21 protein-coding genes and 1 pseudogene are annotated in these 19,137 nt (G+C 71.7%); 12 read left to right on the forward strand and 10 right to left on the reverse strand.

Features of this window, described 5'->3' with window-relative positions; all coding sequences use genetic code 11:
• Positions 1–144: 144 nt before the first annotated feature.
• The 6 genes from AB0I16_RS20540 (at position 145) to AB0I16_RS20565 (ending at position 5,505) form a co-directional block, all read left to right on the forward strand.
• Positions 145–603, forward strand: a complete 459-nt coding sequence (locus AB0I16_RS20540) for an Rrf2 family transcriptional regulator (protein ID WP_363250869.1) — start codon at positions 145–147, stop codon at positions 601–603.
• A gap of 168 nt (positions 604–771) precedes the next feature.
• Positions 772–873, forward strand: coding sequence for a putative leader peptide (locus AB0I16_RS20545; protein ID WP_363250870.1), 102 nt, complete (start codon positions 772–774; stop codon positions 871–873).
• A gap of 195 nt (positions 874–1,068) precedes the next feature.
• Positions 1,069–2,175, forward strand: coding sequence for an aliphatic sulfonate ABC transporter substrate-binding protein (locus AB0I16_RS20550; protein ID WP_363250871.1), 1,107 nt, complete (start codon positions 1,069–1,071; stop codon positions 2,173–2,175).
• Positions 2,176–2,408: 233 nt separating this feature from the next.
• Positions 2,409–2,588, forward strand: a complete 180-nt coding sequence (locus AB0I16_RS20555) for a hypothetical protein (protein ID WP_363250872.1) — start codon at positions 2,409–2,411, stop codon at positions 2,586–2,588.
• A 485-nt stretch (positions 2,589–3,073) separates the two neighbouring features.
• Positions 3,074–4,333 (forward strand): TfuA-like protein, encoded by a 1,260-nt coding sequence (locus tag AB0I16_RS20560; RefSeq protein WP_363250873.1) that lies wholly within the window; start codon positions 3,074–3,076, stop codon positions 4,331–4,333.
• On the forward strand, positions 4,330–5,505 hold the full coding sequence (locus tag AB0I16_RS20565; RefSeq protein ID WP_363250874.1) for a YcaO-like family protein: 1,176 nt from the start codon (positions 4,330–4,332) through the stop codon (positions 5,503–5,505). Before AB0I16_RS20560 ends, AB0I16_RS20565 begins: the two co-directional genes overlap by 4 nt.
• Positions 5,506–5,649: 144 nt before the next feature.
• Here AB0I16_RS20565 and AB0I16_RS20570 read toward each other — a convergent pair whose 3' ends face one another.
• A complete protein-coding gene (locus tag AB0I16_RS20570) occupies positions 5,650–5,847 on the reverse strand; it encodes a hypothetical protein (RefSeq protein WP_363250875.1) in 198 nt (65 codons plus the stop codon).
• A gap of 11 nt (positions 5,848–5,858) precedes the next feature.
• On the opposite strand from AB0I16_RS20570, the pseudogene AB0I16_RS20575 reads away from it, so the two are divergent.
• Positions 5,859–5,960, forward strand: a pseudogene (locus AB0I16_RS20575) (undecaprenyl-diphosphatase); the annotation flags it as partial.
• On the opposite strand, the gene AB0I16_RS20580 reads toward AB0I16_RS20575, so the two are convergent.
• Both AB0I16_RS20580 and AB0I16_RS20585 read right to left on the reverse strand, forming a co-directional pair.
• Positions 5,914–6,615 carry a poly-gamma-glutamate hydrolase family protein gene (locus AB0I16_RS20580; protein WP_363250876.1) on the reverse strand — a complete coding sequence of 234 codons (702 nt, stop codon included), beginning with the start codon at positions 6,613–6,615 and terminating at the stop codon, positions 5,914–5,916. The pseudogene AB0I16_RS20575 and the gene AB0I16_RS20580 overlap by 47 nt on opposite strands.
• Before the next feature lie 175 nt (positions 6,616–6,790).
• Positions 6,791–7,465: a hypothetical protein gene (locus tag AB0I16_RS20585; protein WP_363250877.1), complete on the reverse strand. Its 675-nt coding sequence runs from the start codon at positions 7,463–7,465 to the stop codon at positions 6,791–6,793.
• Between the two features lie 654 nt (positions 7,466–8,119).
• On the opposite strand from AB0I16_RS20585, the gene AB0I16_RS20590 reads away from it, so the two are divergent.
• The 3 genes from AB0I16_RS20590 to lnt all read left to right on the forward strand — a co-directional run bounded on the left by AB0I16_RS20590 (position 8,120) and on the right by lnt (position 10,907).
• The gene (locus AB0I16_RS20590) at positions 8,120–8,299 is read left to right on the forward strand and encodes a hypothetical protein (RefSeq protein ID WP_363250878.1); all 180 of its coding nucleotides are present in this window, start codon (positions 8,120–8,122) and stop codon (positions 8,297–8,299) included.
• Between the two features lie 196 nt (positions 8,300–8,495).
• A complete protein-coding gene (locus tag AB0I16_RS20595) occupies positions 8,496–8,990 on the forward strand; it encodes a nuclear transport factor 2 family protein (RefSeq protein ID WP_363250879.1) in 495 nt (164 codons plus the stop codon).
• A 276-nt stretch (positions 8,991–9,266) separates the two neighbouring features.
• Positions 9,267–10,907, forward strand: a complete 1,641-nt coding sequence (lnt, locus tag AB0I16_RS20600) for an apolipoprotein N-acyltransferase (protein ID WP_363250921.1) — start codon at positions 9,267–9,269, stop codon at positions 10,905–10,907.
• On the opposite strand, the gene AB0I16_RS20605 is transcribed toward lnt, so the two are convergent.
• Complete coding sequence (locus AB0I16_RS20605; RefSeq protein ID WP_363250880.1) at positions 10,831–11,736, reverse strand: Gfo/Idh/MocA family oxidoreductase; 906 nt, start codon at positions 11,734–11,736, stop codon at positions 10,831–10,833. The two genes, lnt and AB0I16_RS20605, sit on opposite strands and share 77 nt — an antisense overlap.
• Positions 11,737–12,087: 351 nt before the next feature.
• Here AB0I16_RS20605 and AB0I16_RS20610 point away from each other — a divergent pair, with 351 nt between their 5' ends.
• The gene (locus tag AB0I16_RS20610) at positions 12,088–12,573 is read left to right on the forward strand and encodes a hypothetical protein (protein ID WP_363250881.1); all 486 of its coding nucleotides are present in this window, start codon (positions 12,088–12,090) and stop codon (positions 12,571–12,573) included.
• A gap of 31 nt (positions 12,574–12,604) precedes the next feature.
• Here AB0I16_RS20610 and AB0I16_RS20615 read toward each other — a convergent pair whose 3' ends face one another.
• Entirely contained in the window at positions 12,605–13,093 is a 489-nt protein-coding gene (locus AB0I16_RS20615; RefSeq protein WP_363250882.1) for a hypothetical protein, read from the reverse strand.
• A 97-nt stretch (positions 13,094–13,190) separates the two neighbouring features.
• Complete coding sequence (locus AB0I16_RS20620) at positions 13,191–14,153, reverse strand: WYL domain-containing protein (RefSeq protein ID WP_363250883.1); 963 nt, start codon at positions 14,151–14,153, stop codon at positions 13,191–13,193.
• A 382-nt stretch (positions 14,154–14,535) separates the two neighbouring features.
• Here AB0I16_RS20620 and AB0I16_RS20625 point away from each other — a divergent pair, with 382 nt between their 5' ends.
• Positions 14,536–15,033: a DUF3224 domain-containing protein gene (locus tag AB0I16_RS20625; RefSeq protein WP_363250884.1), complete on the forward strand. Its 498-nt coding sequence runs from the start codon at positions 14,536–14,538 to the stop codon at positions 15,031–15,033.
• A 12-nt stretch (positions 15,034–15,045) separates the two neighbouring features.
• Here the strand turns inward: AB0I16_RS20625 and ung are convergent, their stop codons facing one another.
• The 4 genes from ung to fabG all read right to left on the reverse strand — a co-directional run bounded on the left by ung (position 15,046) and on the right by fabG (position 19,129).
• On the reverse strand, positions 15,046–15,729 hold the full coding sequence (ung, locus tag AB0I16_RS20630) for a uracil-DNA glycosylase (RefSeq protein WP_363250885.1): 684 nt from the start codon (positions 15,727–15,729) through the stop codon (positions 15,046–15,048).
• Positions 15,730–15,827: 98 nt separating this feature from the next.
• Entirely contained in the window at positions 15,828–17,390 is a 1,563-nt protein-coding gene (locus AB0I16_RS20635) for an ABC transporter substrate-binding protein (protein ID WP_363250922.1), read from the reverse strand.
• A gap of 203 nt (positions 17,391–17,593) precedes the next feature.
• Positions 17,594–18,349, reverse strand: a complete 756-nt coding sequence (locus AB0I16_RS20640) for an SDR family oxidoreductase (RefSeq protein WP_363250886.1) — start codon at positions 18,347–18,349, stop codon at positions 17,594–17,596.
• An 18-nt stretch (positions 18,350–18,367) separates the two neighbouring features.
• The gene (fabG, locus tag AB0I16_RS20645) at positions 18,368–19,129 is read right to left on the reverse strand and encodes a 3-oxoacyl-ACP reductase FabG (RefSeq protein WP_363250887.1); all 762 of its coding nucleotides are present in this window, start codon (positions 19,127–19,129) and stop codon (positions 18,368–18,370) included.
• Positions 19,130–19,137 lie beyond the last annotated feature (8 nt).

The following is a 19,137-nucleotide window of genomic DNA, read 5'->3' on the forward strand; positions in this document are numbered from 1 at the left end:
TCCCCCCGGAACCCGCCGCGCGGGAGGCGCACTGGACGCCGGGTGACCGTCGCGGGCGACGCCCCGCCGGGCAGGGGTATCCGCTCCCGCCCGGCGGCCCGCGGGTAGCGGATGCCGGCCGAAGCCATACGGGACAATGGACGCATGCGGATCTCAGCCAGAGCGGACTACGCGGTACGTGCCGCACTGCAACTCGCCGCGTCACGCGATGACGGGCCACTGAAGGCCGAGGCCATCGCCGACGCCCAGGACATCCCGCACAAGTTCCTCGAAGGCATCCTGAACGACATGCGCCGGGGCGGGCTCGTGATCAGCCGGCGCGGCGGCAACGGCGGCTACCGGCTGGCCAAGCCCGCCGAGTCCATCAGCATCGCCGACGTCATCCGCGTCGTGGAGGGACCCCTGGTCTCGGTACGCGGTGTCCGCCCGCCCGAGTTGTCCTACACCGGCCCCGCCGAGTCACTGCTCCCCTTGTGGATCGCGTTGCGGTCCAACGTGCGCGAGATCCTTGAGGGCGTGTCGCTCGCCGACGTCGCATCGGCCCAACTGCCCACTTACGTAACCGCCCTGACCGACGCCCCCAAAGCCTGGGTGAACCCCTGACACGCTGGGCCGTCGACCAAGGATTCCAAGAAACAAGCAAGGTGGATTCCAAAAAGCGAGATAGTCGCGTCCACCATATGAACACCCCCTTGGGGTGAACACCGCCTTCTGCCACGATCCCTATCAGCCAGGTAGGAAAACTAGGGATCTGTGGATCTGTGGGGGGCCATGCGAACGCACAACCGCGCAGACTTGCCGCTCCCCCTGCTGACCTCGCGCTGCCACATCGACCTCGGCCGCACGTCCAGCGCCCTCTGTCGGCCCGCCTGAGACCGCCGACAGAAGATCCTCCGGTCGGCAGCGTCATCCGCGCCCGCCCATCCCCGCACAGCTCCGCTCCCGGCCCCGTGACGGCATTCCCGCCGCCGAGGACCGCCGAGCGAAGCGCGGGCGCATGCCCCATGAGCTGTGCGCCTCACGCTTTCGCATCTCCCTGACCAACCCATTCCCCGAGAGGACACCTCCGTGTCTGCCGCAAGACCGCTCACCACCCTGCGCACCATCGCCGTCGTAGCAGCGCTCCCCCTTCTGCTCACCGCCTGCGGCTACGGTTCCGACGCCACCGACGACGGCAAGCGGACCGAGGTCGCGGCGGACGCCAAGAAGCTCTCCGCCGACGAGGTGAAGATCGGCTACTTCCCCAACCTCACCCACGCCACGGCCCTGGTGGGCGTCCAGGAGGGCCTGCTCCAGAAGGAGCTGGGCGGCACCAAGATCAAAGCCTCGACCTTCAACGCAGGCCCTTCCGAGATCGAGGCCCTCAACGCCGGCTCCATCGACATCGGCTGGATCGGCCCCTCCCCCGCCATCAACGGCTACACCAAGTCGGGCGGCAAGAACCTGCGCATCATCAGCGGTTCCGCCTCCGGTGGCGTGAAGCTCGTCGTCGACCCGAAGAAGATCAAGTCCCTGGACGACGTCAAGGGCAAGAAGATCGCCACGCCGCAGCTCGGCAACACCCAGGACGTCGCGTTCCTCAACTGGATCGCGGACAAGGGCTGGACGGTCGACGCGGAGAGCGGCAAGGGCGACGTCTCCGTCGTCCGCACGGACAACAAGATCACCCCGGACGCCTACAAGTCCGGTTCCCTCGACGGCGCCTGGGTGCCGGAGCCGACCGCGTCGAAGCTGGTCGCCGAGGGCGCGAAGGTGCTCCTCGACGAGGCCGACCTGTGGCCCGACAAGAAGTTCGTGATCACGAACATCATCGTGTCGCAGAGCTTCCTCAAGGACCACCCGGACGTCGTCGAGGCCGTGCTGCGCGGCTCGGTGAAGACCAACGAGTGGATCAACGCCAACCCGGAGAAGGCGAAGGCGTCCGCCAACGCGGCACTGAAGGCGGAGACAGGCAAGGCCCTGCCCGCCGAGGTCGTCGACCCGGCCTGGAAGTCCATCACCTTCCTCGACGACCCGCTGGCCTCCACCCTCAACACCCAAGCGGAGCACGCGGTGAAGGCCGGGCTGCTGGAGAAGCCCGACCTGAAGGGCATCTACGACCTCGCACCGCTCAACAAGGTCCTCAAGGCCGAGGGCAAGGACGAGGTCGACGACGCCGGTCTCGGCGCCAAGTAGCCGAACCGCCGACAAACGGCAACCGCCCCGATGAGTCCCCAGGAGGTGACGACCATGCCCACCACGATCGCCAAGGCTGTCCAGGTCACCAGCCTTGAGCCACGAGCGTTCCTCCCTCCCTGCCTGGGCGAGGGGCGATGACCGATATAAGTAGAAACATCCCGTAATCGTGCGTAATGTCTCCACTACTCAGCACACATGCTGAGGCATCGACGTGCAAGGAGGCGGAGGTCATGGCTGACAAGCCTGAGGAGATCCACGCGGAGGAGTTCCCCGAGGAGGGAAGGAGCCGTTCGGCACAGTCCGCCGGGCGGAAGAAGCAGGACCCGACGAAGGAGCGACCCGAGTCGCGCGAACAGTCGGGTGACGACGACGATCCGCCTGGGCCGAGGGCCGCTGCCGGCCTGCGATGAAGACGGACGTCGTGGCGGTCGAGTGGTAACGAACGCCGAAGGGTCTGCGGTGCGCCGACGAGACGCACCGCAGAACCGTTTCTGAACACGCGCCGCTGGGCGTCGGCTGCTCGCCCCTCAACAGCTTCGAGGGGCTGCGCACGGTCGACGAGTTGCCGGTGAGCACCTGGCCCCACCGCGACGCGGCCGAAGTCCGGCACCTGGGACCGATGGCCCAGGACTGGTGGGAGGCGTTCGGGCGCGGCGGCGGCGACAGAACCGTCAGCATGGTCGACACCAATGGCGTCGCGCTCGCCCGCGTCCAGCCCCGCACCGGCTGCTGGAAGAGGGTCGCGAAGAGGTATGTGACTCCGCCGACCGGTGGGCGCGCACACAGTCGCCCTCCGGCAGGTCGCGCGAACAGATGTCTCCCCGTCGGTTCGCGACCGGCTGACGGAAGGTTTCGGCGGCGTCCCCCAGCCACGACCGGTGAGGAGTCCGGATCAGTGACCATTCATGTCTTCGTCGGGCCGACGGTGCCCGTCGACGTCGTCCGTGACCGGCTCCCCGCAGCCGTGGTGCACGGCCCAGCCGGCCACGGCGACCTCATCCGCCTCGATCCGGCACCCGGTGACATCGCCGTCGTCATCGACGGGCGGTACCATCACAGCCTGCCGCTGCGGCACAAGGAGCTCCTCTGGGTCCTCGCCCGGGGGACCGTCGTTCTCGGCGCGGCCAGCATCGGCGCCCTGCGGGCCGCCGAGCTTGAGGCGTACGGCATGGTCGGCGTGGGCGAGATCTTCCGCCAGTACCGCGACGGCGTCATCGACTCGGACGCCGACGTCGCGGTCGCCCAAACGGAGGACCCGCCCCACCGGGCCCTCACCCTCGCCCTCGTCGACGTCCGCCACCAGGTCACCGAGCTCACCCACAGCGGCGTCCTGACCGGGGAGGCGGCGGCGCGCGTCCTGGAGGTGGCGGGCGCACTCCCGTACACCGCGCGCTCCTGGGCCGCCATCAAGCACCATCTCGCCCGGGAGCGCCCCGAGTTGCTCGCGCAGACCGAGGAAGCCGCACGTACCGTCGCCGGTGACCCGCTCCTCCACAGCCTGAAGGCTTCCGACGCGCTGCGCTGCCTCGACCACGCGGGAGCCCTCACCGGGACAGCGCCGGCCACCGCGTCCTGGGCGGCGGACGAGGGGTGGCGGACCACCTTCCTGGACGAGGCGATCGTCGAGTACCTCCCCGCCGACCCGGACGGAGCCCACCCGGGCACCCTGGGGGCCGTCCTGCGTGAACAGCGCCTCCATGACCCCGGCTTTCCCGCCCGCTGGGCCGCGTACGTCCGAAACTGGATCGCCACCGCCAAGGACGCCTGCCCGGGTCGCCTCACGAAGGAGCAGATGGCGCAGTGGCTGACCCCTCAGGAGGCCCACGCCTTGGACGATGACCGGGCCCACGCCGTCGCCCACGTACGGTCGGCCGCCCCACCCCTCGCGCGGGCCGCGGAGGCCGACCGGCTGCGGGCACTCCTGCACGGACGAGGCCCGGCCGTGCAGGAGCGCCCGCCCTCCGCGCACACGAGCCGACCGGCCCAGGGGCGGCGGGTGCGCGCCTACTTGAGCGGTGTCTGGGGTGTGCCCGAAGAGAACGACGCGCTGCTGGCGGCAGCCCGGGACCGTGGCTTTCCCAGCATCCGCCACGCTGTGGACGCGGCCCGCCAACTGCTCAACGACCCGCCTCCAAAAGAGAGGACCGCCCGGTGACGACCACCCACGCAGCGACATCCGCCACACGCAAGGTCTTCACCGAGGGCACCCACCGCGTACGTTCTCCGGAGGAGACCTGGGAGGCGGTACGGCCCCTGCTGTCCGAGTACGGCATTACGCGCGTCGCAGACGTCACCGGCCTCGACACCCTCGGCCTGCCGGTCGCCATGGCCGTACGCCCCCTGTCGAAGACGCTGGCCGTCTCCCAGGGCAAGGGGCAGTCCGCGCTGCTGGCGAAGATCTCGGCCGCCATGGAGAGCATTGAGCTCTGGTACGCGGAGCGGGCCGTCCCCGACCCCGATATCGGGATCGCCCCCGCGCGGCGTCTCGACCTGCCGTACGACCTGATGGACCTCGCCCACGAGCCGGGAAGCATGGCCGACGCCCGGCGGGAGCTGTCCTGGGTGCGGGCCGTCGACCTGCTCAGCGGCTCCCCCGTTCCACTGCCGCTGGACGCCGTACGCCTCAACCTGGAGGCGGATCGGCCCTGGCGTCCGCCGGGCCTTCAGGCGTCGAGCAATGGTCTGGGGTCCGGCAACACGCAGGCTGAGGCCCTACTGCACGCCCTGTACGAGGTCGTCGAGCGCGACTGTCTGACCCAGCTCGACGACAGCGGTCACGACTGCCGCCTGACCATCGAACCCGGCTCCGTCGCGGGAGGGGTGAGCGACCGGCTGGTCCGGCTCTTCGACGAGGCGGCGGTCTATCTGGAGATCGCCCTCGTCCCCAACCGCTGGCAGGTGCCGTGCTTCGTCGCGTACGTCTGGAGCGAGGACTTCCCGGTGTGGTCCGCCGGTTCGGGCGCCCACTCCTCGCCGGACGTAGCTCTGTCGAGGGCGATCACGGAGGCGGCCCAGAGCCGGCTGACCTTCATCACCGGTACCAGGGACGACCTGCCCGCCCTCTACCATGACGACCCGCGGAACCGCCCGTGTGCGCCACCGGATCTGGTCACCTGTCCAGATGCCGTGTCCTCGTACCGCATCGGATTCGACGACGTCACCGCCGAACTCACATGGCTGACGGAGCGGATCTCACGGGCCACGGGCCACGGCCCCCTCGCCGTCCGCCTCGCCGACCGGGACGAACTGGCCGTGGTGAGAGTCGTCTGCCCCGGCCTGCGGTTCGACGCCCGGCACGAGATCCCCCGCCCCGTCCACACACCCTGACCGACGAGACCGAGTGGGCCGCGGTGAGCGGCCCGGTGTGACTGCGGAGGAGGCCGCGGAGATCGTTCGTCGACGCCCGCCGGCAGCTGTTCGGAGTCGAGCCGATCCGCGAAGTCCTGACCAGCCACGGGCTGAAGACGTGGATCAGCCGCGTGCACGCCGACAGCTTCGGTGTACCAGCCTCGGGAGCCCCGTAGCAGGGTTCACATACGGGTTCTGCAGCAGTTCCGGCATCGGCTCCCCGGTCGCGGCCGAGGTGATCGCCTCGGCGACGAACCGCAGTTTGGCATCGGCGTACTGGGAGGCCGCCACCAGGATCTCCCACGCCTCCTCCGGCTTCACCGTGCCCGGACTTCATGCCGTTCGTCTGCTCCCGGGTCCCGCTGGGCCTCGTCCTGATCGTGCTGGTCAGCATGGGCGTACTGAGCCCGCACGCGGGCGAGTCGGCGGGCTGAGTCCCGGGGAGGACGGGGCCGGGACCGGGGCGGAGCCGGCGCAGGCCGTTCGTAGCGCCGCGGCGTAGCGGAAGAAGTCCTGCGTGCGGGCGCCCGACTCGCGCGCCGCTCGGGTGAGGTCCCCGCCGGGGAAGAAGCTGCGGCGCAGCGCCTGGCTCATCTCCAGCTGTACGCCCGCGCCCGGCAGCGTCCTGTTGCAGATGTTGGCCGGGTCGGTGCCCGCGATGTCGCCCGCGGCGGCGGACACCGTGAAGCCGGCTGCCCGCAGTCCGGCGGTCACGCGGGCGGCCAACGCCGTGTCCAGGCCGCCGATCGCGGTCATGGACAGCAGGTTGTCGTCGTCCTGGTAGCCGTGGAAGGACAGGCAGCCGCGGGCCGTCGTCACCAGCGCGAGGGCGCGGGGCTCGTCGTAGCGCGTCGACGTGATGTGCAGGTCGCGGTTGCCGGAGGACTTCATTCCGTCGAGTTCGTAGTACCGCATCCACGTCCCGGCGACCTCACGGGCCATTTCACCGGACCCCGCCTCGATGCCGCCGCCGTGGATGGCGATGGACGCCAGGGACGCCCCCGCCGGGTCGGCGAAGCGGATCTGGTAGTCGACGCCCTCGACCTCCGCCGCCGCCAGCTCCGCCCAATCGCCGTACAGATCCGCCATGTGATCCCACGCCCCCTCCGGGCTGTAGTCGGAGGCGCTGCCACCACCGGTCGCCGTCCCTCCCTGCCCGGAGGCGGTGGTGCCGCCCGGCGGTGACGTTGCGCGCACAAGTGTCCTATACCGCCCTCACGTCAGCAGGACTCCTCGCACACGTCAGCAGGACTCCTCGCTCACGTCAGCAGGACTCCTCGAACTTCACCGCACTGAGCGTCACGGGCCGCCCGTCGAGCTTCGCGCCCGCGGCTGGCTCCTGGCCGCACACCTGCCAGTTCGACTCCATGAGGATGAACCGGTCCTGCCCCGACGCGTCCTTCACCGTGATGCTGGTGCCGGAGTCGAGGGCGCCACGGGCGACCTTGACGGCCTTGCCCTTGAAGTCGGGCATCTTCGCCCCCGCGGCCTGCGGCTGCTCCGCGCCGGCGTCCTTGGCCGGGCAGGTCTCCTCCAGCTTGACCGTGGCGAAGTCGACCTTGGTGTCGGTCGGGTGGTCACCGGCCTTCGGGGTCTGCGAGCAGACCTTCCAGTTCCGGTCGAAGGCCTGCATGCGGTCGCGGCCGAGCGCGTCGTGCGAGGTGAGGCCGTAGAAGCCGGCCGCCTGCGCCTGGTCCTGCGCGGACTGCAGCCCCTTGCCCGTCATGTCGGGCAGCGCGGCGGTCTCGTCCTTCGCGTCCGTCGCCTTCCCGTCCGCCGCCTTCTCGCCCGCCGCCTCTTCGTCCGCCGTGTGGGCGGCGGCGGGCTTGTCTGTGGTGGTGCTCGTACCGGAGTTTGAAGCGTTGTCCGGGCCGCAGCCGGTGAGCGCGAGCAGGCTGCTGCCCACGATGAGCGCGGTGGCGATGGTACGGGTGTGCATGATCCCCCCTGGGATTGCGCATGTGCTGTGCTGTGCCGAAAGAGTCATCATGCGCCATGTGGGGGGATGGTGAAGACGCCGTGACGCTCCCGAGGGGCTCGACCACCTGTCGGCAGGGGGCGCGTGCGCGCACACGCGGGCGCCACCCGGCATCGCGCACCACTCTGCGGCTACGGACACCCCTCCGCCCCCGGGCGCCACCCCGGCGTGGTCGCCACCGCCCCACCCGGGCGGCGGCACCGCGCCGCCGCCCATGGTGGCGCCCCGCCGGCCCGCGGCGGTCGCCTGGGGCGTGTTGCGAAAGTGGCGTCGTCCGCCCGGAGGACGGGTCCGGCGGCGTCCGGGCCGGACAGGCGGGACTTCCGCAACACGCACTAGGACTGGGGGCGGCTCCCGTGGTTGGCCGCGTGCTTGCGGCGGGCCTTCTTCTTGCGGCGTCGCTTCGACGACATCTCGCCACCTCTCTCGGTAGGACTCGACGCGGGCTCCCTCCGTACTCGGCAGAGATGCGTCACACCCGCCGAGCCGCTTTCCACCGTTCCATACCGATTTGAGGGCGGCTACCGGAGGCGGATCGGCCTCGATCGATCACCTGGCGGAGGTGTGCGGTAGCTGACAGTTCCGATTGTCGTAGGCATCGCCTAGGCTTGCCGCATGCCCTTAACCCCTCCACCCCATGGTTCCGTGCGCTCTTCCGCGGAACTGAACGAGCGCATCCGCAGCCTCTGGCTGCGCGCCGGCGGCCGCCTCTCCACCGAGCAGCGCGCCGAGTACGAACGACTGGTGACGGAGTGGGCGGCGGCGGTCCGCGCGGAGATCGTCAAGGCCGCCTAGCCGGCCCCCGGCACCGGGTTCACCACCCGTCCGGCCCCGATCACCGGTCACCGATCACCGATCACCGATCACCGATCACCGCTCGCCCGACCTCGGCCACCCGTCACCACTCGTCCGACCCCGGCCACCGCTCCCCCGGCGGACGCGTTCCTGCACGCCCCTTGGCTCGGCACCTCCCGTGCCCAACACTGAGCCGATGACGCAGCGCGTGGAACTGGCGGCCGTGATCGACCGGTTGGCCATCGATGCCCTCATCACCGAGTACGCGGTGGCCGTCGACGACGGCGACTGGAGCGCCTACGAGCGGCTTTTCGCCGCGCAAGGACGCGCCGACTACAGCTCGGCGGGCGGTATCGAGGGGAGCGCCCGCGAGGTCGCTGCCTGGCTCGCCGAGACCATGCGCATGTTCCCGATGCGCCAGCATCTCATCGTCAACCGGAAGCTGGACTTCGGCGTCCTCGACCAGGACGTCGGCGACACCGCGCGCGTCCAGGCCGACTATGTGAACCCCATGCGCTTCCCCGACCGCGACGGCTCCGCGACGTCCACGGCGCCCGACTTCGAGTGCGGCGGGCGGTACGTCTTCACCCTCCTGCGGACACCCTCCGGCTGGCGGCTCCGGCAGGTCGCGGTGGAGGAGAAGTGGCGCCGGACCAGCGAACGCGCCCGCGAGGCCGCCGCCAGGAAGTGACTCGATCCCTCCGCCCCTTGCCGCCGGGCAGCCGCCCCCTGTTCTAGATCGCCGAGGACGCGCACACTGGGACGCCCGCCGGGGCGGCGGGATCGAGGAAGGCGCTGCATGATTCAGTTCGGCGACCGCGACCGCGACCGCGACGGCCACGGCGACCGCGAACGCAAACGCGAACGCGAACGCGACGGTGACCGGAGCGGTGACGGCGGCGGCCGGGGCGGCGGCACCGGAGGCGGCGACCGGTGGGGCCGGCTCGGGGCTCCCGCCCGGCGGGCCATGGCCTCGCGCTGGTGGCGCGGCGGCATCGCCGTCCTGACCGGCGCGCTGCCCGCCCTCGCCTTCCCCGCGCCGTCGCTGTGGTGGTTCGCGTACGGGGCACTCGTCCCCTGGCTCCTGCTGATCCGCACGGCGCCCACCGCCCGGCGGGCCATGCTCGACGGCTGTCTCGGCGGCCTGGGCTTCATGGTGGCCGTACACCACTGGCTGCTGCCCAGCCTGCACGTCTTCACGGTGGTCATAGCGGCGCTGCTGGGGCTGCTGTGGGCGCCGTGGGGCTGGCTGGTCCGCCGCTTCCTCGGCGGCGCGCCGTCCCCGGGGCGGGCCACGGCGGCCCTCGTGGTCCTGCCGTCGGGCTGGCTGATGGTCGAACTGGCACGGTCCTGGGAGAACCTGGGCGGCCCCTGGGGCCTGCTCGGCTCCAGCCAGTGGCAGGTGACCCCGGCGCTGCGGCTCGCGTCCGTGGGCGGGGTCTGGCTGGTCAGCGCGCTGATCGTGGTGCTGAACGTGGGCCTCGCGCTGCTGGCGCAGACCCTGGCGGGCCGGGTAGCAGCGTCGCGTGCGGCGGTGTCCCGCACGGAGGTCGCGGCCTCGGGGCCGGACACCGCGGGCCCGCGGACCACGGGCGCCGCCCCCGCCCTCGCGGGCATCCTCGCCGTGGCCGCCGTCACCGCCGTGACCGCGGCGGCCTCGGCCTGGGCTCCGCGCCCCGAGGCCGCGGGCCACGTCCGTGTCGCCGTCGTGCAGCCCGGTGTCATCGACGGCATCTCGGGGCCGGAGAAGCGGCTCGACCGGCAGGAGGCGCTGACCCGGGCCCTGGCGGGGCAGGACCCCGACCTCGTGGTGTGGGGCGAGAGCAGCGTCGGGTTCGACCTGGCCGACCGCCCCGACGTGGCGCGCCGCCTCGCCGCGCTCTCCCGCGACGTCGGCGCCGACCTGCTCGTCAACGTCGACGCCCGCCGCTCCGACCGCCCCGGCATCTTCAAGAGCTCCGTGCTCGTGGGCCCGGGAGGCCCGACCGGGGACCGCTACGACAAGATGCGGCTCGTGCCGTTCGGAGAGTACATACCGGCGCGTTCCCTGCTCGGCTGGGCCACCTCCGTCGGCAAGGCCGCCGGTGAGGACCGCAGGCGCGGCGACCGCCAGGTCCTGATGGACGCGGGACCCGGTCTGCGCGTCGGGCCGCTGGTCTGCTTCGAGTCGGCGTTCCCCGACATGAGCCGTCGGCTGACCCGCGACGGGGCGCAGATGCTGCTGGCCCAGTCCGCCACGTCGTCGTTCCAGTCCAGCTGGGCGCCCGAACAGCACGCCTCCCTCGCCGCGGTGCGCGCCGCCGAGACGGGCCGCCCCATGGTGCACGCCACGCTGACCGGTGTCTCCGCCGTCCACGGCCCCGACGGCTCCCGCGCGGGCGCCCCGCTCGGCACCTCGGCGAGCACCGCCGAGGTCTACGACGTGCCGCTGGCCACCGGCACGACGGCGTACGTCAGGTGGGGCGACTGGCCCGTGCACGGGGCGCTCGTGGTGATCACCGTGCTGTGTGCCGCCGAGTGCGCCCGGTCGCTCAGGCGCCCTGCTCCCGAGCCGCACGGACGACGCGCTCACACAATTCATGGGTCGCCAGCGCATCCCGGGCACTGAGGACCTTGCCCGCCCGTACGGCGTCGAGGAAGGCGAGGACGACCTGCTCGATGCCCCGCTGACGGGCCACCGGCACCCAGTCGCCGCGCCGCCGCACGCTGGGCTGGCCCTTGTGGTCGATGACGTCGGCGAGGTTCACGACCTGCCGCTTGGTGTCCTGCCCCGAGACCTCAAGGATCTCCTCGGTGGAACCGCTCAGCCGGTTCATCACGCCGAGCGCCGTGAAGCCGTCGCCCGCGAGCTGCAGCACCACGTGCTCCATGAGGCCGTCCACGACCCGGGCGCGCACCCCCACGTGGTCGATCTCGCCCGGCGCGAGGAACCGCAGGGTGTCCACGACGTGGATGAAGTCGTCGAGCACGAGGGTGCGCGGGTCCTCGGGCAGGCCGACGCGGTTCTTCTGCATCAGGATCAGCTCGCGCGGGTGGTCGGCGCACTGGGCGTAACCGGGCGCGTAACGGCGGTTGAAACCGACGGCGAGGCTCACTCCGCGGTCCTCGGCGAGCTGCACCAGGCGGGTCGAGTCGGCGATTTCGTACGCTATCGGCTTGTCGACATACGTCGGGACGCCCGCCTCGATGAGCCGGCCGACGATCTCCGGGTGCACGGAGGTCGGGGCGTGCACGAACGCGGCGTCGAGGCCCTGGTCGAGCAGCGCGTCGAGGTCGGTGTGGCAGCGCGCGTCGGGGATGTGGTGGGCAGCGGCGACCCGGGCGAGCGTCGCCGGCGTACGCGTCTGGAGGTGCAGCTCGACCCCGGGCAGGGTGGTGAGGACGGGCAGATACGCCTTCTGCGCGATGTCACCGAGTCCGATGCAGCCGACCTTCACCACTGTCTCCCTACCGCCCGTCGCCGATCTGGCGCCCTGCTGTCCCCGCGTCCGGCGCCCGCACGGTCCTCGCGGGCGCTCCGGTCGCCGTTCCCGCAGCATACGGGGGTTGCGGCGGACGCCGGCCGGTGACGGAGGTGATGCTCCGCAGGAGGAGGTCCGGGGCCGACCGTGACACCGTCGGCGACGAGGGGGTCGCGTACCGCGCCCTCGCCGTTCGCCCCGCCCCCCGTCACCCCGCCCCACCCCCGTCATCCCGCCCCGCCTCCGTCACCCCGCCCCGTCACCCGTGCGGGGCACCCCCCACCCGTTCCGACCCCAAGACGCGCCCCCTCCTCAAGAGTTACGCGGATGCATCGATCGACGACCACCGCTGCCGCCGCGCTGCTCCTCTCCGTGGCCGTGCCGGCCGCCGTCTCCGGCTGCGTGAGCGTCGAGCGGCCGGGCGGCAGCAGCGGCATCCCGGCAGCCACCGCACCGCCGTCCACCCCCTCGCCCGCGCCGCCCCGTACCGAGGGACGCAGCCGGGACCGGGCCGAGGAGTCCCCGGCCAGGGAGGTGCTGGAACGCATGGGGCCACCCCGCCCCCGTTCGCCCCGGCGCCCTGCCCCCGCCGCTCTCCCCTCGGCCCCGCCGCGCCACCCGGACCGGCCCGCGCCCCCGCCGGTCCGCAGACCCCCCGCCGCCCGTCCTGACGCCGGAGCCACGCGGGCCGCCCCCGCTCCGTCCGCGCCCGCCGTCCCCCGTACGGACGTGTGCGCGCTCGGTGAGACCTACGGAGGCTGGGACCCCGGCAGCCCCCAGGCCGTCATCTGCCGCGAGGCCTACCGCCCTTGACACGCGGCGGCTTCGCACCGCCGCGGGCGCGTCACTCCTCCTCGCCCCCCTCCCCCAGCTGCCCCTCCAGTCTCGCGAGGGCCGCCTTGATGCCGTTCCCGTACCCGTCGTCCGCCAGGGAACCCGCCGCGCCGCGGGCCCGGCGCAGATGGGTGCGGGCCGCCGCGGGACGGCCCAGCTTCACGTAGTCCGCGGCCAGGTTCAGGTGCAGGGAGGGATACAGGCCCCGCACTGCCAGTGACTGGTGGTGCGCGCTCAGCCGCTGGTCCGTCAGCTCGTCCGCCGCGGACAACGCCCGCAGGTCCCACGCCAGTTCGGCCGAGGGGTCCTCCTGCGTGTCCGCCATGTAGTGCGCGAGCGTGCAGCGGTGCAGCGGGTCGCCGTCCTCGCCGATCTCCCCCCACAGCCCGAGGAAGCGGCCCTGTGCCTCCTCGCGGTCACCGCCGTGATGCAGCATGACCGCCTGCCCGATACGCGTCATCATCGCGTCGTCCGCCGTCTGCTCCTGCTGCTCCGTCACCGGGTCCTCCGTGGTCGTGCCGCCTGCGCCCCCATCCCCCACGACGCTAGCGGCCCCCACTGACAATCGCGCTCAGGCACGTTCGGACGGGAGGCGCTCAGGCGTACCGCTGGGCCAGCCCGGTGACGCTCCTCGCCACCTCGGCGCGGAGTTCCGGCGGGCCGAGCACCTCCGCCTCCAGACCGAGCCGCAGGATGTCGCTCACGGCGACCGGCAGCTCCTCCACCTCCAGGTCGACCTCGGACCAGCCGTCCGCCCGCGGCTCGCCCGCCCCGTCGACGGCCCGCGCGCCCGCCGCGCCGAACATCGCGGGCAGCAGCCGGAGCCCCGCCCCGCTCACCCGCAGCCGCGCCGTGCCGCGCAGCACGCGGGCCTCCAGACCGCGCGACGCCTCCTCCCAGTACGCCGCGAGGTCGAAGTCCGCGGGGCGCGCGCACGGCTTCTCCACCACCGTGACCTCGACGAACCGCGAGACCCGGTAGGTGCGCACGCGGTCGTCGACGGACGCCGCCAGATACCAGTTGCCCGCCTTCAGCACGAGCCCCAGCGGGTGCAGCTCGCGGTGGACGTCGCCGCCCCACCGGCGGTAGTGCGCACTCAGGACGCGCTGTCGCCACACGGCGTCGGCGACCACGTCGAGCAGCGGCGCCGGTTCGGCGGTGCGGAACCACGCCGCCGCGTCGAGGTGGAAGCGCTCCTGGATGCGGCGTGACCGCTCCCCCAGACCCGACGGCAGCGCGGCCGCCAACTTCAGCTGGGCCGTCGCGAGTTGCGCGCCGAGCCCGAGGTCGGACGCGGCCCCCGGCATCCCCGCGAGGGCGAGGGAGTCGGCCTCGTCGCCGGTGAGCCCCGTGAGGCGGGTGCGGTAGCCGTGAAGGAGCCGGAAGCCGCCGGCCGGGCCCCGCTCGGCGTAGACGGGCACTCCGGAGGCGGCGAGCGCCTCCGCGTCGCGGTAGACGGTCCTGACGGAGACCTCCAGCTCGGCGGCGAGCTCGGGCGCGGTCATCCGGCCGCGGTTCTGGAGGAGCAGGAGGAGGGCGAGGAGCCGGTCGGCGCGCATGATCCCCAGTCTGCCCGCGCTCCCCTCGCGTCCCTGCCCGCGCTCCCCTCGCGTCTTTGCCCGCGCTCCCCTCGCGTCCCTGCCCGCGCTCTCCCGCGTCCCTGTCCGTGCTCCCCCAGGTCCCTGCCCGCACTCTCCCGCGTCCCTGCCCGTGCTCCCCCGGGTCGGTCCTGCCCGCACTCTCCCGCGTCCCTGCCCGCGCTCCCCCCGGGTCCTGCCCGCGCTCCCCCGCGTCCCTGCCCGCGCCCTCTCGGGCCCCTGCCCGAGCTTTCCCGCGTACCTGACAGAAGGTGTCAGGTACGGCCGGAAGAGTGCTCCTTGGCGGCGGACGGCCCGTCCGCCGGAGCCAGACCCCTCTCATCCGCACGCGGAAGGACCAACCATGCCCCAGACCCACCCGCTGACCCAGACCCACCCCGCAGCCGGCCCCCGGCCCACAACCGGTCCCCGCCCCGCGGCCGATCCGCGCTCCACGGCCCGGCGCGTCACCGGCACGTTCACCTTCACCCACTGGGACGAGCGGCCCGTGGCCGGTGAGGACGGGGGCGTACGCATCGCGCGCGCCGACGTCTCCAACGACTTCCGCGGCGGGATCGAGTCGACGGCCACCTCATGCCAGTACACGATCGCCTACCTCGGCGAGAGCGGCGGCGCCTACGTCGGCCACGAGTTCATCGAAGGGACCCTCGACGGCCGCGAGGGGTCCTTCGTCATCGAGCAGCGCGGTTCGTTCGTGGCCGACGGCATCGAGTGCGCCTTCACCGTGCTGCCCGGCTCCGGCACGGGCGAGCTGGCCGGGCTGAGCGGAACCGGCGCGTTCACCGCGCACCACGGGGAGAAGTCCACCCCGTACACGCTCGACTACACGCTCGGCGTGTGAGGTCCCGGCCGGTCAGCCGATGTCCGGGATGCGCCAGTCGATCGGCTCGTGTCCCTGCGCCGCCACCGCGGCGTCTATCTGCGTGAAGGGGCGCGAGCCGAAGAACTTCTTCGCGGACAGCGGTGAGGGGTGCGCGCCCTTGACGACGACGTGCCGCTCCTCGTCGATGAGGGGCAGCTTCTTCTGGGCGTAGTTCCCCCAGAGGACGAAGACCGCCGGGTCGGGGCGTGCGGCCACCGCGCGGATCACCGCGTCCGTGAACTTCTCCCAGCCCTTGTTCTTGTGGGAGTTGGCCTCGCCGGCGCGGACCGTGAGCACCGCGTTCAGGAGGAGGACGCCCTGCTGGGCCCACGGCATCAGATAGCCGTTGTCCGGCACGGGGTGGCCCAGCTCCTCCTTCATCTCCTTGTAGATGTTCCGCAGGGAGGGCGGGGTCTTCACGCCGGGGCGCACCGAGAAGCAGAGCCCGTGGCCCTGGCCCTCCCCGTGATACGGGTCCTGGCCGAGGATCAGGACCTTCACCTCGTCGTACGGCGTGGCGTCGAGGGCGGCGAAGACCTCGTCGCGCGGAGGGTAGACGGGGCCTTGCGCGCGCTCCCGCTCGACGAACTCGGTGAGCTCCTCGAAGTAGGGCTTCTGGAGCTCCTCGCCGAGGACTCCGCGCCAGGACGCGGGCAGCATGGCGATGTCGGTCACGTCACGAACCTCCGGTGTGCGATCACTTCTGACCACAGAACCTACCGGCGACCACTGACAATCGGCCCCGCCGCCCCGTCCGCCGAGCCTCCCGGCCGCTACCAGCTCGTCTTGCGCTGGAGTTCCCACATCATCATGATCGCCGAGGGGTCCAGGGCGCGCTCGCCGCCCGCGATCTCCTCGCTGGCCATGATGTACTGCTTGCCCTGCCAGAGCGGCAGCAGCCTGACGTCGTCGACCAGGATCTTCTGGGCCCGTTCGAAGTCGTCGACCACCGCACCCCTGTCGGTCTCCCTGCGTTCACGCGGCAGCAGTTCCTCGGTGATCTCCTTCGACACGTACGGCGTGTTGAGCACGTTCTTCGCGCCGACGAAGGGCGCGATGAAGTTGTCCGCGTCGGGGAAGTCGGGGAACCAGCCGCGGCCGAAGACGGGGTACTCGCCCTTGCTGTAGCCCTCCTGGAACTCGTTCCAGGGGCGGCTCTTGAGCGTGATGTCGAACAGGCCCGAGGCTTCGAGCTGCCGCTTCAGCTCGGCGAACTCCAGGGCGGTGGCCGATCCGTACCGGTCGGTGGTGTACCAGAGGGTGAGCGGCACGGGAGCGTTGATGCCGGCGTCGGTGAGGATCTTCCTGGCCTTGGCCACGCTGGGGTCGCCGTAGTCGTCGAAGAAGCCGGTGGCGTGTCCGGTGAGCCCCCTCGGCACCATCGAGTACAGGGGGTCGACGGTGTCCTTGTAGACCTTGTGGGCGATGGCGGGGCGGTCGACGAGCTGAGCGAAGGCGCGCCGGACCGGCAGTTTGCCCGCCCAGGGGTCCCGGGTGTTGAACACCAGGTAGCGGATCTCGGTGCCCGCTCCCTCGACGAGTGCGACCTTCTGCCCGCCTTCGCCGGCCCCGCTCTTGCTCTGCGCGGCGATGATGTCGCCCGCGTCCAGGCCGCGGAAGGTGACGTCGATCTCCTTGTCCCTGAGGGCGTCGACCATGGCGGAGGACTTCTTGAAGTAGCGGATGGTGACGCCGTCGTTCTTGACGTCGGCGGCACCCTTGTAGTTGTCGTTCTTGACCAGCTCGGCCTTCTGACCGGGCTCGTACGCCTTGAGCGCGTAGGGCCCGGAGCCCGTGAGTCCGTTGCCGGTGCGCAGCTTGTCGGCCGGGTACTCGCGCGGGTCGACGATCGACATGGCGGGTGTCGACAGGACGAGCGGGAACGTCGCGTCCGGCTTCTTGAGCCGGAAGACGACCGTCCGCTCACCCTTCGTCTCGACCTCGTCGAGCGAGCCGAGCAGGCCCATGGGCCCGCCCTTGACGACGCCCTCGGCCTCCAGGGTGCGCATGCGGTCGAAGGAGTGCTTCACCGCCGCCGCGTCCAGCTCGTGCCCGTCGGAGAACGTCAGGTCCTCGCGCAGCTCGCAGGTGTACACCGTGTTCGACGCGCCGTCGAACGCGCAGGACTCCGCGGCGTCCGGCTCGGGCTCGGTGGCCCCCGACGGCAGGCTGAGCAACGTCTGGAAAACGTTTCTGTACAGCTCCCAGGAGCTGTCCCAGGCCTTGGCGGGGTCCAGGGTGCTCGGGGCGCTCATCGTGCCGACCGTGATCACCTGTTCCCCGTCCGACCCCTCGGAGGACAGTGCCCCGCATCCTGCGACGAGGGACAGCGACATGACTGCCGCCACGGGCCCCAGGCCCCTCGTCCACTTCGCGGGGGGAACATCACTGAACACGCGCACGCTCCTCGATCGGCCTCGCCATGGGTCGGCAGACCATATCCGCAGTGCCCCGCCACGCCAACCAGTGGCGCGTACGGGGCACTTGATGCGTGCCTACGTCCTCTTTGACGGCGAAGCCGACGGTTGAGCCGCCTTCGTCAGCCGACGCCCGCATTGAGGAAGATGCCGCCATCGACCACGAGTGTCTGGCCGGTGATCCAGTCCGACTGACTGGAGGTGAGGAACGCGGCGGCGCCCCCGATGTCCTCGGGCACACCGAGCCTGCCGAGCGGGTAGGAGGCCGCGGCCTCCGCCTCGCGGCCCTCGTAGAGCGCCTGGGCGAACTTGGTCTTGACGACGGCGGGCGCGATGGAGTTCACGCGCACCTTCGGCGCGAACTCGTGCGCGAGCTGAAGGCTGAGGTTGACCATGGCGGCCTTGCTCATGCCGTACGCCCCGATGAAGGGCGAGGCGGAGACGCCCGCGACGGAGGCGATGTTGACGATCGCGCCGCCGTTCTCGCTCTGCCAGGCCCGCCAGGTCTGCTGGGCGAAGCCGAGCGCCGAGACGACGTTGGTCTCGAACACCTTGCGCGCCACATCGAGGTCGAGCTCGGCCATCGGTCCGAAGACCGGGTTCGTGCCCGCGTTGTTGATCAGGAAGTCGACGCGCCCGAACGCCTCCATCGCGCGCTCGACGGCGACCGCCTGGTGCGCCTCGTCATGGGCCTTGCCTGCGACCCCGATGACCCGGTCGGAACCGAGCTTCTCGACGGCCTCCTTGAGGGCGTCCTCATTGCGTCCCGTGATGCAGACGCGGTCGCCGCGGGCGACCAGGGCCTCGGCGATGCCGTAGCCGATGCCGCGGCTCGCACCCGTGATGAGCGCGGCCTTCCCACTGTCCTGCACAGCCATCGTCCTCCGCCTTCCGGGTCAGTTGAGCGGGCCGCCGGCCACGTACATGACCTGTCCGGAGACGAACCCGGCCGCGTCGCCCGTGAAGAAGGCGATGGCGTTGGCGATGTCCTCGGGGCGGCCGACGCGCTGCACCGGGATCTGGGTGGCGGCGGCGGTCTGGAACTCCTCGAAGTCCATGCCCACACGGTCGGCGGTGGCCTTGGTCATCTCGGTGACGATGAAGCCGGGGGCGACGGAGTTGGCGGTGACGCCGAACTTGCCCAGCTCCTTGGCGAGGGTCTTGGTGAAGCCCTGGAGGCCGGCCTTGGCGGCGGCGTAGTTGGCCTGGCCGCGGTTGCCGAGGGCCGAGGACGAGGAGAGGTTGACGATACGGCCGAAGCCCGCGTCCACCATGTGCTTCTGGACGGCCCGCGACATCAGGAACGCGCCGCGCAGGTGCACGTTCATGACCGTGTCCCAGTCGCCCGCGCCCATCTTGAAGAGCAGGTTGTCGCGGAGCACACCCGCGTTGTTGACGAGGATCGTCGGCGCGCCGAGCTCCTCGGCGATGCGGGCGACGGCGGCCTCGACCTGGGCCTCGTCGGACACGTCGCAGCCGACGGCGAGCGCCTTGCCACCGGCCGCGGTGATCCGCTCGACGGTGTCCTTGCAGGCGGCCTCGTCGAGGTCGATGACGGCGACGGCGCGGCCCTCGGCGGCGAGCCGTACTGCGGTCGCCGCGCCGATGCCTCGCGCTCCGCCGGTCACGACCGCGACGCGCTGCTCAGTGGTGGACATGCTGGTTC

It is taken from the genome of Streptomyces sp. NPDC050703 (genome assembly GCF_040654435.1).
In the GTDB taxonomy this organism is placed as follows: Bacteria; Actinomycetota; Actinomycetes; order Streptomycetales; family Streptomycetaceae; genus Streptomyces.